Annotated in this window: 13 protein-coding genes and 1 other RNA gene; 3 read left to right on the plus strand and 11 right to left on the minus strand. The window is 63.5% G+C overall.

All coding sequences use genetic code 11. The features are described 5' to 3' along the window. The 10 genes from murD to PWM43_RS01235 form a co-directional block, all read right to left on the minus strand. Window positions 1–1,425: a UDP-N-acetylmuramoyl-L-alanine--D-glutamate ligase gene (murD, locus tag PWM43_RS01190; protein WP_289840739.1), complete on the minus strand. Its 1,425-nt coding sequence runs from the start codon at window positions 1,423–1,425 to the stop codon at window positions 1–3. Further along, window positions 1,426–2,517 (minus strand): phospho-N-acetylmuramoyl-pentapeptide-transferase, encoded by a 1,092-nt coding sequence (mraY, locus tag PWM43_RS01195; protein WP_289840740.1) that lies wholly within the window; start codon window positions 2,515–2,517, stop codon window positions 1,426–1,428. Further along, a complete protein-coding gene (locus tag PWM43_RS01200; RefSeq protein WP_289840741.1) occupies window positions 2,517–3,899 on the minus strand; it encodes a UDP-N-acetylmuramoyl-tripeptide--D-alanyl-D-alanine ligase in 1,383 nt (460 codons plus the stop codon). The genes mraY and PWM43_RS01200 overlap by 1 nt, the downstream gene beginning before the upstream one ends. Continuing rightward, complete coding sequence (locus PWM43_RS01205) at window positions 3,896–5,356, minus strand: UDP-N-acetylmuramoyl-L-alanyl-D-glutamate--2,6-diaminopimelate ligase (RefSeq protein WP_289840742.1); 1,461 nt, start codon at window positions 5,354–5,356, stop codon at window positions 3,896–3,898. The genes PWM43_RS01200 and PWM43_RS01205 overlap by 4 nt, the downstream gene beginning before the upstream one ends. Window positions 5,357–5,361: 5 nt before the next feature. Next, complete coding sequence (locus tag PWM43_RS01210) at window positions 5,362–7,437, minus strand: peptidoglycan D,D-transpeptidase FtsI family protein (RefSeq protein WP_289840743.1); 2,076 nt, start codon at window positions 7,435–7,437, stop codon at window positions 5,362–5,364. A gap of 10 nt (window positions 7,438–7,447) precedes the next feature. Further along, window positions 7,448–8,356: a cell division protein FtsL gene (ftsL, locus tag PWM43_RS01215; protein ID WP_289840744.1), complete on the minus strand. Its 909-nt coding sequence runs from the start codon at window positions 8,354–8,356 to the stop codon at window positions 7,448–7,450. Further along, window positions 8,353–9,351: a 16S rRNA (cytosine(1402)-N(4))-methyltransferase RsmH gene (gene rsmH, locus PWM43_RS01220; RefSeq protein WP_289840745.1), complete on the minus strand. Its 999-nt coding sequence runs from the start codon at window positions 9,349–9,351 to the stop codon at window positions 8,353–8,355. The genes ftsL and rsmH overlap by 4 nt, the downstream gene beginning before the upstream one ends. A 29-nt stretch (window positions 9,352–9,380) precedes the next feature. Further along, on the minus strand, window positions 9,381–9,845 hold the full coding sequence (gene mraZ / locus PWM43_RS01225; RefSeq protein ID WP_289840746.1) for a division/cell wall cluster transcriptional repressor MraZ: 465 nt from the start codon (window positions 9,843–9,845) through the stop codon (window positions 9,381–9,383). 333 nt (window positions 9,846–10,178) lie between these two features. Beyond that, window positions 10,179–10,577, minus strand: an RNA gene (gene rnpB, locus PWM43_RS01230) — RNase P RNA component class A. 150 nt (window positions 10,578–10,727) lie between these two features. Further along, complete coding sequence (locus tag PWM43_RS01235) at window positions 10,728–12,056, minus strand: MFS transporter (RefSeq protein ID WP_289840747.1); 1,329 nt, start codon at window positions 12,054–12,056, stop codon at window positions 10,728–10,730. A 624-nt stretch (window positions 12,057–12,680) separates the two neighbouring features. Between PWM43_RS01235 and PWM43_RS01240 the strand changes: the two genes are divergently transcribed. The 3 genes from PWM43_RS01240 to PWM43_RS01250 all read left to right on the plus strand — a co-directional run bounded on the left by PWM43_RS01240 (window position 12,681) and on the right by PWM43_RS01250 (window position 15,479). Beyond that, window positions 12,681–13,727 carry an alpha/beta hydrolase gene (locus PWM43_RS01240; protein ID WP_289840748.1) on the plus strand — a complete coding sequence of 349 codons (1,047 nt, stop codon included), beginning with the start codon at window positions 12,681–12,683 and terminating at the stop codon, window positions 13,725–13,727. A 164-nt stretch (window positions 13,728–13,891) separates the two neighbouring features. Next, window positions 13,892–15,001: a class II fructose-bisphosphate aldolase gene (gene fbaA / locus PWM43_RS01245; protein ID WP_289840749.1), complete on the plus strand. Its 1,110-nt coding sequence runs from the start codon at window positions 13,892–13,894 to the stop codon at window positions 14,999–15,001. A gap of 115 nt (window positions 15,002–15,116) precedes the next feature. After that, window positions 15,117–15,479 (plus strand): hypothetical protein, encoded by a 363-nt coding sequence (locus PWM43_RS01250; RefSeq protein WP_289840750.1) that lies wholly within the window; start codon window positions 15,117–15,119, stop codon window positions 15,477–15,479. A gap of 22 nt (window positions 15,480–15,501) precedes the next feature. On the opposite strand, the gene serB is transcribed toward PWM43_RS01250, so the two are convergent. Beyond that, window positions 15,502–16,392 carry a phosphoserine phosphatase SerB gene (serB, locus tag PWM43_RS01255; protein WP_289840751.1) on the minus strand — a complete coding sequence of 297 codons (891 nt, stop codon included), beginning with the start codon at window positions 16,390–16,392 and terminating at the stop codon, window positions 15,502–15,504. Window positions 16,393–16,403: the final 11 nt, after the last annotated feature.

The following is a 16,403-nucleotide window of genomic DNA, read 5'->3' on the forward strand; positions in this document are numbered from 1 at the left end:
TCAGTCCTCCGTTGCGGCGCCCTTGGGCATGGTGAAGTGTTCTGGCGAAGTCTCTGTTTTTAGAAGATTGCTGAAATCCTGAATAAACCGTGAACCGCGCTCTTCAAAGCTCGAAAATTGATCGAAACTTGCACAGGCGGGCGAAAGCAGCACGATCGGCACGTTTTCGCGCCGCGCCGCGTCGAATGCCGCCCCGGTGGCCCGTGTCAGCGTTTCGAGGTTTTCGCAGGGAACGCCATGCGCTTCTAGCGTGCGGGCCAGGAGCGGCGCATCGCGACCAATCAGGAAAGCGCGCGCCATGCGCGGAAAAAAGGGAACGAGGCTTTCGATTCCCCCCGCTTTCGCGACCCCGCCTGCGATCCACATGACGCGTTCGTAGCAGCCCAGCGCCTTTTCGGCGGCTTCGGCGTTGGTGGCCTTGCTGTCGTTGATGAAGGTGACGCCCGCCAGCGTGCCCACGCGTTCCTGACGATGCGCAAGGCCCGGATAGCCGCGGACGCCTGTCGCGATGACGGCGTCATCCAGTCCGAGATGGTGCGCCATGGCCCAGGCAGCGGCGACATTCTGCGCATTATGCGCGCCGGGGAGCGTGGAGGCTTCCCGCATGTCGAACAGTTTCGTGCCGTTCCGAAAGAGGGTGTCGCCGCGCAGCGTGAGGTCGGCCGGCTCTCCCGTCACGGAGATGCGCTCGACGGGAATGCCGTGTGTTTCGATGGTTTCGGCCAGTGTTTTCGAACAGGCGTCGTCCACGCCGAAGACGGCCAGATCGGCCGAGTCCATGTGGTCGAAGACGTGCCGTTTGGCGTCCGCGTAGCCCTGCATGTCCCCATGCCGGTCCAGATGATCGGGGGTGAGGTTCAGAAGACAGGCGGTCGCGGCGTGATAGGTGTCAAGGCGTTCGAGCATGTAGGACGACATCTCGATGACATACACGCCCTCATCGGGCAGCAGGGGGAGTGCGAGCGACGCGGTGCCGAGATTGCCGCCCGCGGCATTGGGGATGTCGGCCTGCGTCAGAATATGCGCCAGCAGCGCCGTCGTCGTGGATTTGCCGTTGGTTCCGGTGACCGAGGCGAAGCGTGCCTTCGATCCGCTGGCACGCACCGCGCGATAGAGAATTTCGGCATCGGACACGATAGGCACGCCCGCGGCTCGCGCCATGGCGGCGACCGGGTGCGGCGACGGGAGCCGATGCGGGATGCCGGGGGAAAGTATGAGGGCGTCGAAACCCGCGAGATCGGTGATCGGCGCGGCGGTCAGGCCCGGACGCTCCGGTAGCGCGGCTTGCCGGTCGTCCCAAGCCTGCACGCTGGCGCCCATGCCGAGAAGGGCCTCGACCGCCGCCGTTCCGTTCCGTCCCAGTCCGAGCACGGCGAAACGCCTGTCGGAAAACAGCGTGGGGGAAAAGGAAAGGCTGTCGGTCATTCAGCGCAGTTTCAGCGTGGCGAGACCACACAGCCCGAGGATGAGAGATACGATCCAGAAGCGCACGACGATTTTCGGCTCCTGCCATCCCTTCTTTTCGAAATGATGGTGAAGCGGCGCCATGAGAAACACCCGACGACCGGTGCGCTTGAACCAGAAGACCTGGATGATGACCGAAAGCGTCTCGGCCACGAAGAGGCCGCCGACGATGCACAGCACCAGTTCATGCTTGGTCGCGACCGCGATGGAGCCCAGAGCGCCGCCAAGCGACAGGGAGCCGGTATCGCCCATGAAGACTTCGGCGGGAGGCGCGTTGAACCACAGGAAACCCAGGCCCGCGCCGATGAGCGCCGCGCAGAAAATGGCCAGTTCGCCTGTTCCCGGCACCGGATGAAGCTGGAGGTAGTCGGCGAAGACATGATTGCCCACGAGGTAGGAAATCAGCGCGAAGACGAGGGCCGCGATGATGACCGGGACGATGGCCAGGCCATCCAGTCCATCCGTGAAATTCACGGCGTTGCCGAAGCCCGTGATGGTGATCATTGCAAAGATCGGAAAGGCGAAGCCGAGCGGCAGCAGCAGATCCTTCACGAAAGGAAAGGCAACCATGTTGCGCAGTTCCGGCGGCATCAGGCTTTCCAGCCAGTATCCGCCGATGAGGGAGGTGACGAATTCGACGCCGAGCCGTGTGCGGCCGGAAATGCCTTTCGTATTGCGACGGGACAGCTTCAGGTAGTCGTCCGCGAAGCCGACCGCACCGAAAATCAGGGTGATGGCCATGACCGCCCAGACAAAGCCGTTGGTGAGATCGGCCCAGAGCAGGGTCGAGGCGAACAGCGAAATCAGGGTCAGGAGGCCGCCCATGGTGGGCGTTCCGGCTTTTTCGAGGATGTGCCGTTCCGGACCGTCCGTGCGGATCGGCTGGCCCTCGCGCTGGATGCGCTTGAGTTGCGCGATAAACGGGCGGCCGAATACCATGCTGATGACGAGCGCCGTCATGCACGCGCATCCTGCGCGGAACGTCAGGTAGTGGAAGAGGTTGAAGAACCCGCCATGGGTTGTGTCATGTGCGGCAACGAGATTGTACAGCATCAGCGCGCGGCCTCCGCGTCGGAGGATTTCAGCGCCGCGACGACATCGCGCATGCGGCTGCCGAAGCTGCCTTTCACGAGCACCAGATCACCATCCTTGAGGTTCGAGATTACGAGGGGCGCGAGAGATGCCGCATCCGTCGCCCATGCGCCACGTTTTTCTGGCGGAATGGCGTCGAAAAGCGCGCGCATCGCAGGGCCGCAGCAAAAGAGGAGGTCCGCGCTGCGTGTCACATCCGGCGCCAGCCCGGTATGTTCGGCTTCTGAGAAGGCGCCGAGTTCGAGCATGTCTCCGAGCACGGCCACGTGGCGCGCGGCGGGCATGAGCGCGAGCGTGTCGAGAGCGGCCCGAACGGAGAGCGAGGACGCATTATAGCTCTCGTCGAGCAGTTGCGCCCGACCGCCGCGCAGGGGCTGGGTCTGACCGCGTCCCGCGCCCGGTCTGTAGGAAGCCAGCGCTTCCGCCGCGTGGGGGAGGTCGAGGCCCAGCGCGCCGATGGCGGCCAGCGCGGTGGCGGCGTTGCGCGCGAGATGGCGGCCCGGGGCGTGCAGCGCGACCGCGACGGATGTGTCGCCATGAATCAGCGTGAACTGGCTGCCATCCGCCGTGCAGGCCAGATGGCCGATCCGCCATTCAGCGTCGGTGTCGCCCATGCCGACCCGCTGAAGGGCCGCGCCGGAGCGCGTCACGGCTTGCTTGAAATGCGCCTGTCCTTCGGCATCGACCGGGACGAGCGCGATACCGCCTTTGGGGAGTGCCGCGAGAAGATCCGACTTTTCGAGAGCGATGGCGTCGATGCTGCCCATCGGGCCGATATGGCTGCCGCCGATCGTTGTGATGACGGCGACATCGGGACGCGCCATGGCCGCCAGCGGGGCGATCTCGCCGCGATGGTTCATGCCGATTTCGCTCACGCAGAACGCGGCGTCTCGCGGCAACCGGGCCAGGGTGAGCGGCACGCCCCAGTGATTGTTATAGGACGCGACCGCCGCATGGGTCGGGCCGAACGCGCAGAGCGCGAGCCGGAGCATGTCCTTGGTCGTGGTCTTGCCGACGCTGCCCGTGACGGCGATCATCTTGCCGTCAAAGCGCGCCCGGGCGGCCTGTCCGAGGGCCTGCAATCCCCGCATGGTGTCGGGAACGACGAGAAGGCGCGGGTCGTCGCGGCCGCGCGTGTCATGAACCATGACGGCGGCCGCGCCCTTATCCAGCGCGGTCGCGATATGGGCATGGCCGTCGCTCGTATCGCCGACAAGCGCGATGAAAAGGTCTCCCGGCGCGAGCGTGCGGGTGTCGATGGAAATGCCGGAAACGCGCACGTCGGCTTCAAGCGTTCCGCCCGTTGCCGCGACGAGTTCGGCGGTGGTCCAGAGCGTGCTCATGCGGGCAGGCCCGCGAGGTCGCGGATGACGGCGCGGTCGTCGAAGGGATGCGTGATCCCCGCGATGATCTGACCCTGTTCGTGGCCTTTGCCAGCCACGACGAGCACGTCGCCCGCGCGCAGCATGTCGAGCCCGGCGGCAATCGCGGCGCGGCGACCGCCGATTTCCAGCCCATCGGGGCATCCGGCCCGCACGTCGGCGCGAATGGCGGCTGGGTCTTCACTGCGCGGATTGTCATCGGTGATGATGGCGATATCCGCGAATTTGGCGGCCACGGCCCCCATGAGCGGACGTTTGCCCCTGTCGCGATCGCCGCCAGCGCCGAAGATCACGATCAGACGTCCGGTGGCATGCGGACGCAGACTGGTCAGGACGCGTTCGAGGGCGTCCGGTGTGTGCGCGTAATCCACATAGACCGACGCGCCATCGGGTCGCGAAAGAGCGCGTTCGCACCGGCCGCGCACGCCGCCGATCTCCGGCAGGCAGTTCACCACGGCGCGGGCCTCGTCATCGCTCTCCCAGGCCATGGCGGCCGCGAGCAGGATGTTGTCGGCCTGGAAACGCCCCGGCAGCGGCAGGATCATGTCTTCCAGCCGCTCGCCAAACAGTTCGAGAGACAGCACCTGGCCTTCCGGCAGGGGGCGCGCGGCGATCAGACGCAGGGTTCGGCCCTTTTCGCCCACAGTGCGCAGATGGTGATGACGTCTTGCGGCGATTTCGGCGAGCCCTGCGACTGTCACCGGGTCCATATCCGCGTTGACGGCGGCGACATGTCCTGTCGGCAGAAGATCGGCGAAGAGGCGCAGCTTGGCGTCGCGGTAGGCGTCGATCGTGCCGTGATAATCCAGATGATCCCGTGTGAGGTTGCTGAATCCCGCAACGGTCAGCGCCACGCCGTCGAGGCGGTTCTGGTCCAGACCGTGGGACGACGCTTCGAGGGCGATCGCATCGACGCCCGCGCGTCCGAGGGCCGCCAGCGTTTCGGCCAGGGCGACGGGATCGGGCGTCGTCAGCGCGGGAGGCGGCGGCACCGGACGGTCCGAAATCAGTCCGAGCGTTCCCAGGCTGGCCGAAACATGGCCGCGCGCATGCCAGATCTGGCGCAGGAATTCGGCGGTGCTGCTTTTGCCGTTCGTGCCGGTGACGGCCGCGATGCGTTTCGGCTGCGGTCCGGCGAAGGCGGCGGCCATGACGGCCAGCGCATGGCGCGGATTGGGAGCTGTGATGTGGATCGTCCCGACGGGAACCTGAACGTCCGGCGGTGTCAGGATCGCGCTTGCCCCGCGCATGACGGCGTCCGCGATGAAACGCGCGCCATCCGTCCGGCTTCCGGAGAGAGCGGCGAAAAGGGCTCCCGGAGCGGCGGCGCGGCTGTCGGAGGTCAGCGCGGTGATGTCCAGGTCCGGCGTGATATCGGCGGGGAGAGAAACGGATGCCAGCAGGGCGGAAAGTTTCATGTCTCTTATCCCCGCTTGAGGTTTCTGGCGTGTGCGGCTTCCTGCTTCGCGGCCTTCTCGGCGGATTTCTCACTCGCTTTTGCCGCCGCCTCACGCTGGGCGGCGACGCGCGGATCTCCCGGATCGTTGCCGGGGCCGAGCGGGCGGTAGCCGCGCGGGACGGTCGGTTCGAGCGGGATGGCCAGTTCGGCATCAATGGCCGAGGCGTCTTTCGTATTGGGGAACATGCCCAGCATCGGCGCGACGCGTGAAATCAGTCTGGCCGTCGTTGGGGCGGCGTTCCATCCGGCCGTGACGAAGCCATGGGTCTTGGATGTCGCCTTTGGGGCGTCGAGCATCACGTACACGGCATAGCGCGGCGCGTTCATCGGGAAAATGGATGTGAACGCGGAGATATTGACGTGTTTGAGATAGCCGCCATGCGGGCCGATCTTCTCCGCCGTGCCCGTCTTTCCGCCGACGAAATAGCCCGGAACCTCACCACTTTTACCGGTGCCCTGCGTCACGTCCAGGCGCAGCATCTTGCGCAGCAGGGCGGAGGTCTTTTCGGAAAGAATGCGCGAGGGTTCCGCGATATCCGATGCCTCTGGCCCCGGCCGCGCGGACGGCGCGGGTGCGGGCGGCGCGTCGTCCGTCCGATAGGCCACGGGGCGAATTTTGGCGTCGCCGGGCATGGCAGGGTTTTCTGGTGCCGACGCTCCCGCCGGTGCGTCCGAAGCGTCGCCCTTGTCGGCGTCGGGCGCGGCTGTTTCCACGGCGACGAGCGTCGGCTTGATGAGCAGGCCGCCATTGACGGTGGCCGCGGTGGCGCGAACGATCGCCAGCGGCGGCTCCGCGACACCGTGACCAAAGCCCACCGTCATGACCGTGGAGATGCCCCAGTTGCGCAGGGCCGGCACGATCGGCCGGCCAGCCTCGGGCAATTCCACCGGTACGCGGTCGAAAAAGCCCATGTTGCGCAGCCATTCCTGCTGGCGCTTTGCGCCCACGTCCAGGGCGATATGCGCGGCCGCGGGATTGGAGGATTTCGCCAGCACGTCCGGCAACGCCAGATAAGGCTGGAAATGGTCGGTTTTCATATCGGAAATCTTGAACCGTCCGATACGGATCGGAATGGTCGAAAACCGGTCCCATAAATGAATGACGCCATATTCGAGGCCCATGGCCGCGGTCTGGAGCTTGAAGGTCGAACCCGGCTCATACATGCCGGTGACGGCGCGGTTGAAACGCGCATCGCCCGGTGCATGGCCGAAATCATTGGCGTCGTAGTCGGGCAGACTGACCATGGCGATGATCTCGCCGGTGCGGACATCCATGACGATCGCCGCCGCGCCGATCGCCTGGAATTCGTCCTTAGCATCTGAAAGTACCTCGCGCGCGACGGCCTGGATGCGCACATCGAGCGAGAGTTTGAGCGGCTTGCGGTCTGAGTTCAGGCGGGCATCGAAATGTCGCTCGACGCCCGCGATGCCGTGGTCGTCGATATCCACGCTTCCGAGAATATGCGCTGCCGTGCGGCCCAGCGGGTAGTGACGACGCTCGCCCGGTTCAAAATAAATGCCGGGAATGCCGAGATTGTTGATCGCGATTTCCTGCACGGGAGAAATATCGCGCGCGAGATAGACGAACTGCTTTTTCAGCGAAAGACGACGCGTCGTCTCGGCCTCGTCGAGCTGGGGCAGAACCGATTTAAGTTTTTTCGCGGCGTCTTCCGGGTCCATCAGCTCCATCGGATTGGCGTAAACCTGCGCGACCGGGAGCGAGAGCGCCAGCGTCTGGCCGTTTCGGTCGACGATCGTGGCGCGATGGACATCCGGCAGCGCGAAGTCGCCCGAGAGTTGTCCCTTGGGGTCGCTTTTCGGAATTTCCGGCACCTGCGGCGCGATCTGGCGCTTTTCCGGCGCCATCGGGATCAGGACCGTCGCGAGGGTCAGCTTGGTGGCGACCGCGCCGAAAAGGACCAGAAAGCCCGCGCCGACGCCCAGCAGCCGCCCGTGAATCTGATCCAGAGCGGCGCGCAGGCGTTGAGGACTCGGTCGGTTGTCGTTGGGGCTGTTGGACGGGTTGTCGGGCGGGCGCATCCTCGGGCGGTCAGTTGCTCATGGGTACGGGGGGCGGAAGCGCACCGCCGCCGCCGCCCAGCATGGAGCCCATGACTTCAGGGTCACGCCGGGCGATCCGGGCGACGGGCTCCTGACGGGCGGAGGGATGCCATGCGGCAGACAGCACCGGCGCTGCATGCGTCGGGCGGGCGCGCGTCGTATTATAGGCGGTTTCGACCACACGTCCTGAACCGCTGTCGTCACTCACGCGCGCAGACGGGCGCGCATGGACGGCATGACGGGAGGACATCGTCGAAGTCGCCGTCGGCGCGCGCTCGATCTGCGCCAGAAGCCCGTCGTCATGAGCCGGTGCGGGAGCAGGACGCGGCAGGGCGCGGGGTGTCGTCGAAGCGGACACGCGCGCCGACGCCATCACCGTGACCGGACGGTCATGGGGCGTGGGCGCGGCAGGACGCGCATCGACGTGCGCCGTCACGACCCGAGCCGGTGGCGGCAGGGCGGCGGTCACGTGAGGGGCGGGATCATGCGTGCCGGCCAGAACTTCGGGCGTTGAAGGGATGGGGTGCTGAGCATGTGTCGCCGCGGCCTGCGCGGCGACGAGCTGCGCGTCCAGCGCTTCACGCGGATCGGCGACCGGAGGCTTCGATCCCGGGGACGGAAGGCGGTCCATGCCAGCGTCGAGGCGTACGAACTGATCCGGCGCCATCGGATGAAGCTGAGGCACGAAACGGGCGGCGAGGATGGACAGGCGGTCCGGCTGGTTGAGAAGCGCCCATTCGGTGCGCAGCATGGCTGTCTGCTGACGCACGCGCTCCGTCTGGTCCACGATATGGGTGATGTCCCGGTCGAGAACGGTGGTCTGGTGTTTCTTCGAATACAGGAAGAGTCCCGAGCCGCCCGCCAGAAGAGCACAGAAAAAGGTGATGGACCTGATCATGACGGTTCCCTGATCGAAGCTGAGGCAGCGGGGATACGAATGAGCGTCCGCAGTTTGGCGCTGCGGGCGCGCGGGTTGATGCGGGACTCTTCGGGGCTCGCCGTGACGGGTCGGGTATGACCGAGCCGGAAAGGCGAGGACGGTCCTCGTGCATCCAGTATGGGTTCGTAGCGGGACGGGCGGCTGTCCCGCCCGGCCAGATGGGTCATGGCGCGCTTGACGATCCGGTCCTCAAGCGAATGGAACGTCACGACGACGAGGGCGCCGCCAGGCGCCAGCATGTCGGGCGCCTGCTCCAGCGCACGCGTCAGGGCGCCGAGTTCATCATTCACGGCGATGCGCAGGGCCTGGAAGGTCCGCGTCGCGGGGTCGATCCCCGAGCGGTCCTGACGGACGACGCTGCGAATGATTTCGGCCAGCTGGCCCGTCGTCTCGATGGGCGCTTCGGCGCGGGCGATGGCGATGGCGCGCGCGATGCGGCGCGACATGCGTTCCTCGCCGTAATGATAGATGATGTTGGCGAGCTCGGCCTCGTCCGTGCGGTTGACGATGTCCGCCGCATGCGGACCTTCGCGCGACATCCGCATGTCAAGCGGTCCGTCACGACGGAAAGAAAAGCCGCGCTCGGCCTGGTCGATCTGATACGACGAGACGCCGATATCGAGCACGATACCATCGAAAGGGCCATGTGCGGCGGCAAGAACCTGCATGTCTCCGAAATTTCCGGCCAGCATATGCAGTCGCGCACGATCGGTCGCGTTCACGGCCGCGGCGAGTTCCGCCCCGCGCGCCAGCGCGTCCGGATCGCGATCGATGCCCCAGAGGTCGCAATCGGCGCTGCGCAGGATTCCGCGCGCGTAACCGCCGCCGCCGAACGTGCCGTCGAGATAGCGGCCGCCGGCCCGGGGGGCCAGTGCTTCGAGCACTTCGGGCAGCATGACCGGAATATGGCCTGCGTCGTGCTGGTCCCGCAGGATGGCCGATACCGGGTTCATGCGCGGCTCTTGTTCAGAAAATGCGGCACTCATGCGGCATCCCCGTCTTTTTTCCGGGCCATGAGAGCGCGTGAGCGTGCGCGCGCGTCCTCGCGGCGACGCGCGGCGGCGGCAGGTTCCCAGATCTGAAACGTGCGACCGGTCCCCATGAAGGCGACTTCGTCCGTCAGTCCGGCATGAACGCGCAGCGCTTCGGGGATGATGATACGGCCTTCCTTGTCGGAATCGAGCGGATAGGCGTCGGCGTACAGGGTCGTGGCGACGTCGTCGTGATCTTCGGAGAAGATGTCGATTTCGTCGAGCGGCGCGGCCAGTGACGCGAAGGCGCGGCTGGGCCATGCCTCCACGCAGGGATGGAGATGCGAAGGGCGCAGGATGACGAGGGACTCACCCTCATGGGCCTGGTCACGCAGAACGGAGCGGAATGGCGCGGGAATGGAAACACGGCCCTTGGCGTCGAAACGGTTCTGATGCGTGCCGAGAAACGCGCTCATGCCGATCGATGCCTCCCCGTTTCAGGCCCTCGCTGGGGCGTGGATCCATCAGGCCGAGGGACGGTTCCGGCCCGGGGCGCGGGGTGGCGCGTCGAGTCCGGGCGTGCATGTCCCACGCTGTGTTGGATGTGGGATAACATGGGATTTCGTGGGACGTCAAATAAATCGCGCCCTGTTTTACAGAAAAAACCAATGCTTTTCGATCGCTTAGGAGCAATTGTTAATAAAGCGTCCTAATAGGCGGAATGATGATGACGACTCCATAAATAAGAACGAATGTTTTCTATACGTTCTTATTGCGTTCTCATTATCGTGTCTGAAGGGGGCGGGGAGAAGGCCAGACGGTCTGTAAGCCGGGTTCTGTCCATCATTGCTGATGGGGCAGCCATTCCTCTGGGACGAGCCTCGCGGCACGCCTCACGCGACCAACCCGAACGACGAGGCGGGAGAGCCTCTGGCCGCGCGCGTGAACGCCGACCGGCCGTTCCTATTCGGTCTTGCTCCCGATGGGGTTTGCCATGCCCTCCCTGTTGCCAGGGAAGCGGTGCGCTCTTACCGCACCGTTTCATCCTTACCCGCAGCACGAGGCCAGGCGGGCGGTCTGTTTTCTGTGGCACTTTCCCTAGGGTCACCCCCGCCGGCCGTTAGCCGGCATCGTTCTCCCGTGGAGCCCGGACTTTCCTCCATCGCCGCGATCCGCATCGCGGCGACAGCGGCTGCCCGACCGTCTGGTGCGGCGGACACTGGCCTACGACCCTCAAGCGGTCAAGGGCGATTGGCAGCATGAAGTCCGAAGAGAGGTGAGCGCGCGTGGGACGCGCTACGCAAATGGACCGCCCTGAAGAGTGGACGGCCGGGATCGGGCTGCGTTGGAGCGAAATTTCAGGCGGATTGCTGGGTGAACCCGCGCGCTTTCTGGGGCGCTGCCTGTTTCTCCTGCATTTCGGTATGACGGCGGGCTTCCGGGGAGATCTGAAGGCATAGAGTGAGCACGCCAGCGGCGGCATAGAGTCCGCAGAACGTCCAGATGACGCCTTCGAGGCTCATGCCCATCCACGATTCACAAAGACCGGCGACGGCGGGTCCCACCCATGTGCTCGCACCGGCGCCAAGGCCGAGGATCGAGAGGGCCGCAGCCTTTTCTTTCGGGCAGATCAGCGGCATCAGGCCGGACATCGGCACGAAGGCCGACACGGTACCGCCGTAGATGAAGCCCACGAGCGCCGCGAGGCCGAAATTTCCCGGATACCAGATCGGCGTATAATAAAAGAGCGGGATCGTGACGCAGCAGCCCATGCAGCCGCCGATGGCGACGACGAAGCGGTGCCCGAGGCGATCGGCTAGGAAGCCTGCCGCGAGATTGAAAAGAATGTTGCCCAGGAAGATGATCGACAGCAGGTCGAGCCACTGACCCTGCGAAAAATGCAGGTGATCGACGAAGAACGCCGGCATGATGGCCAGGAAGGCGTATTCAGAAGAAGTGTTGATCGTGCGGATGATGCCCGCCGCCAGGGTCTTGGGTTCCCGCCAGGTGATGCTGATCGAACCGAAAAACGCCGAAGTCTTGCTGACGCCCTTCGGGGCGAGCCGACGGGAACCTGTGGGCTCGCGGTTCAGAAGAAGCGCGATCAGACCGCCTGCAATGACCAGTCCGAGCGAGGACCAGAAGGTGGCCAACTCGCCGATCTGCGGGATCGTGTATCGGGCGAACTGGGAACCGAGCGTCGGCAGGCCTGCGGAAAAGGAGAACCAGAACCATCCGGCGGCCGAACCCAGCGCACGCGCGGGCGTCGCCGCGGCGATCCAGACGAGAAAGCCATAAGCGAACAGAGGATAGGCGAAACCGCGAAGGGTGTAGAACAGCAGCGTCATCGGAAAGCTGTCCGGTCCGAGGCCGAAAGTCAGAAAACAGACTTCCAGCACGGCCCACATCACCAGCCCGACCCACATCGTGCGTCGCGGTCCGTAAAGATCGGAAAGCGGTCCGGCAAGCCACGCGGAGATCATCACGGTCAGGCCATAGGTCGTGAACATGAGATTCACGTCACCCTGCGTATGACCGTGATGAAGCATGTAGGTATCGAGATACCCGGCTTCCACACCGTCTCCGACCATGAAAAGAAGGAGGCCGACGAAGCCGAAAAAGAGCGGTCGGGGTATGCCTAGTCGGCTTATGAGGCCTTGCGGGCCGAATGAGGACGTCTCGGACAAAAGATCTCTCCCTGGAGAAGTGGCGTGCCATCCGCGGGAACGTGAAAATCTGACGACCGTGTCGGGTCGTCGTGGATGGCGTCGCACCTGGGGCCCTACGAGAGCGCTTGGACCCATTGAAAATGGATTGCGAAATGGAAAGCCCACAGCGCGATGCGCTGGCAGCATAAAAGCGTGTTTCCGGCGCGGTTATGCAGAAAATTACGATGTTTATCAATAATATTTTTTCAAGAAACAATCCATGTAGAAAGTAAATAAAATAAAATACCATACATATTCTATAAAATATATGATCTATGAGTTTTTAATGTGAAAAATCTATGTTTGAAGATATTTAATCTATAAAATTATACATATTTTTATTATTTATAATGAAATTTTCTATCGGAAAAATATTCCGAGATCGCCCGACTTTCGATAGGGGAAATAAGAAGATCCATGAGGCCGATTCGACTTTTTCAGTCTCCCAACCTTGCGGTCTGGTTCAGGCCGCAGGTCACGCGAGCCTGTGTGGTGTTGACGTTTCTGTCGTGAAGAACTTGATTTGCGATGTCATGACATGGTGCCAAGCGGTCCGAACGAAGTCCGAACCCTCTCGGGTGCCATCATGCTGAAACCGGAGTCATGATGACCGCCTCGCTGCGTCCGACGATTTTCTACCGCATCCTGCTGCAAGCCCTTTCTCTCATGTCCGCCCGCAGGCGCCGTGGCAGCGGTTCATCCCGTGCGAGTAGCGCGCAGGTCGGACAGATTCTCGCTCCGGTTGTCGATCAGGCCAGCATGCTGGCGGCCCTGCGGCGCATGACGGGTCGACCGAGCTTTCCGGAAAAACTGTCTTCGATGCAGATCCGCGCATGGTCGGAGATCGAGGTGCCGGGTGGCAAGGTCGGACAGACGCGTCCCGCCCGGCTGTACAGGCCGCGAGGGCGGATCGGCGGGGTCGTGCTTTTCCTGCATGGCGGCGGGTTCGTGCATTGCGATCTCGTTTCCCATCACGGGATCTGCTGTCGTCTGGCGCGCGAGGCTGGCGCGATGGTCCTGTCGTTGGATTATCGTCTGGCGCCCGAAAATCCCTTTCCGGCGGCGATCGAAGATAGCTGGGCCGCGCTGCGCTGGCTTGGCGATGTCGCGCGGATGTACGGTTTGCCGATGGCTGTCGCAGGGGACAGCGCGGGAGGCAATATCGCGGCTGTGATCGCCCAGCTGGCACGGGATGAAAGGGGACCGGAGCTTGCCGCCCAGCTGCTTTTCTATCCGGCGCTGAGCGGCATCGACGAGCCCGAAACGCGTCAACTCTATGCGTCGGGTTATCTTCTGACGCGTCGGATCATGGAATGGTACGCGCGTCAGTATGTCGCCGACGAGGCTTATCTGACTCATCCGCTCTTCGCGCCCGCCAGTGTCGAGCGTCTCGACGGGCTGCCTCCCGCGATGATCGTAACGGCCGAATTCGATCCGCTGAGGGGCGACGGGGAAGTCTATGCCCGGAAGCTTGATCTGGCGGGCGTGCCCGTCCGGTTGCGGCAGATGCGGGGCGCCATTCACGGGTTTCTCAATTTCTACGTGCTGACCCGCGACGGTCGGCGAGCGATTCGCGAAGGAGGAGAGTTTCTGGGACGCGCTTTTGTGAAAGCTGCTCGGAACGCGGCATCGTTTTCATCTGTAAAGTGAACCGGCTTGGCGATCAGCCGCTAAGCAAGGGCAGCCGGTGTGTCCGGAGGTGAGCGAAGTATGAACTTGTGATTGAAAAACAGCATGTGTCCCCGTCGCTGCCTTTCGAGCATTCGATTGCGCGTTATATAAGTGTCTGACGTGATATTCAGTAGGAAGTGAACATGCCTGTCCCAGACCCGTCTTCGGTGCGCAAGGCCGCCCATTCGCTTCCGCCCGGCGTCGTGACCGGACGGGATTACATCACACTTCTCGAAGCCTGTAAGGCCGGTGGCTACGCGCTGCCCGCCGTCAATGTGATTGGCACGAATACCGTCAATGCTGTTCTTGAGGCGGCTGCCAAGAACAAATCGGACGTTATCATCCAGTGCTCCAACGGAGGAGCACGCTTCTTCGCCGGCGAAGGTCTTGCCGATGCCCATGAGGCCCGCGTTCTGGGGGCCGCGTCCATGGCGCGGCATGTTCATACACTGGCCAAAGCCTATGGCGTCTGCGTGATTCTTCACACGGATCATGCGGATCGCAAGCTGATTCCCTGGGTGGAAGGACTTCTGGAACTGAGCGAGGCGGAAGTGGCGTCCGGGCGGCCACCGCTCTTTTCGTCTCACATGATCGATCTGTCCGCAGAGTCGCTGGACGATAATATCGCGGAATGCGCGCGCCTTCTGCCCCGCATGGCGAAGATCGGCATCAGCCTCGAGATCGAACTCGGTGTTACAGGTGGCGAGGAAGACGGTGTCGGTCACGATCTCGATGACAATGCCGACAATGCCCATCTTTATACCCAGCCCGAGGACGTTCTGCGGGCATGGAACGAGCTTTCCCCACTTGGTCACGTGACGATCGCGGCCTCTTTCGGGAATGTGCATGGGGTCTACAAGCCCGGCAACGTGCAGCTTCGCCCGGAGATCCTGCTTCACTCCCAGGAGCACGTCGCCAAAGCGCTCGGCAGTGACGCCAAGCCGCTGAGCCTCGTATTTCACGGTGGCTCGGGTTCCGAAAAAGAGAAGATTCAGGCCGCCGTCGATTACGGCGTTTTCAAGATGAACATCGACACCGATGTCCAGTTCGCATTCGCTCATGGTGTTGGCGGTTATGTCGAGGAGCATCCCAAGGCGTTCCGTTACCAGATCGATCCCGAGACCGAGGCGCCCTACAAGAAGTTCTACGATCCCCGGAAATGGCTGCGCGTGGGCGAAAAGAGCGTCGTGGAACGGCTGGAGGAAGCGTTCGTGGACCTTGGCTGCGCCGGGAAGTCGATCGCATCCGTCTGATTTCACACGCGGATGCCGCCTCGTTCCGCGATGGGATGACGCGGCATCCGGGTCTATGACCGATCGTTTTTTTGCGACATAACGTGGCTGGTTCTCAAAAGCCGGGTGAAAAAAGATGCGTGTTAAGGGATGGGTCGTTGCGTTTGGTCTGCTGGCCCTGACAGCCTGTTCCCGGCAGCAGATCGATCATGCCCACATGAAGACGATCGGCATGAACACGGCCTGGGAGCAGGAGAAGTTCTCCTATGCCGATGCCCGCAAGCTTGAAAAAGCCAGCATTACGCCGGAAGACGCGATGACGTGGCGGGCGATGGGCATGTCCGCCGACGAAACGCTGGCATGGAATGCAGCAGGCTATACGCCCGGAACCGCCCGGCCTTTCGTGCAGGCTGGGCTCATGACGCCAGAGCGGGTCAAGGCCTGGCAGGCGGTGCATGGCGCCGCGGCCCTGCCGTCCGAACACGCATCGCCTGACTGAAAGAGGGCGGCGTGTCTTTAAATCAGGACACGAAATCGCTCGCCGGATAACCCTGCGCGAACAGAAGTGAGCGCAGACCCGCGAAATTGACCTGTCGGCTGACCGCTTCGCGGACGATGGGTTTGCCATGATAGGCAATGCCTAGCCCGGCGGCCTGAAGCATGGGCAGATCGTTGGCGCCGTCACCGGTCGTCAGCGTCGCTCCGAGTTTCACGCCGCGTTCTTCGGCAATGTTCTCCAGATGGTGCAGCTTGCTTTCCGGCCCGAGCACGTCGGCGGCCAACCTGCCCGTCAGGATGCCGTCCCGAATTTCCAGCACATTGCCATGGTTTTCGTCGAATCCGCAGATCCCGGCGACATGATCCGTGAAGAAGGTGAAGCCTCCCGAGACGAGCGCCGTACGCGCCCGGTGAGCTTTCATGGTGCGGACCAGTGTTGCCGCATCCTCACGGATGACGATTTCCCCCAGAACCTCGTGGAGAACAGCGGCGGGTTTGCCTTCGAGCAGGGCGACGCGGGCGCGAAGCGCGCTTTCGAAATCGATCTCGCCATTCATGGACGCTTCGGTGATCAGGCGCACTTCCTCGCCTACGCCGAGATGGGCGGCGATATCGTCCAGCGTTTCGTTGGCGATGATGGTGCTGTCCATGTCCGCGACGAGCACGGCCTTGCGCCGACCGCGTGTCTTGACCAGCAGGGCGTCGACCTTGTGACGGGCGAAGATTGTGCGCAGCGTCGCGGCCGTCGGAGCGCCCGGCACAGGGCCGGGACAGGGAATATCGACGGCTTCGCCCGGCGACAGCACGACGGGCGCGCCTCCCTTGAGCATGTGGCACGCGATGTCGATGACTTCATGCGTCAGCGTGGTGGCTGTACGGTCGGCGACGAGAGTGAGGGCGTAGGGAAAACTCATTGTGGCTCGCA

Origin of the sequence: Brytella acorum (assembly GCF_029309905.1) — a bacterium.
Lineage (GTDB): Bacteria > Pseudomonadota > Alphaproteobacteria > Acetobacterales > Acetobacteraceae > Brytella > Brytella acorum.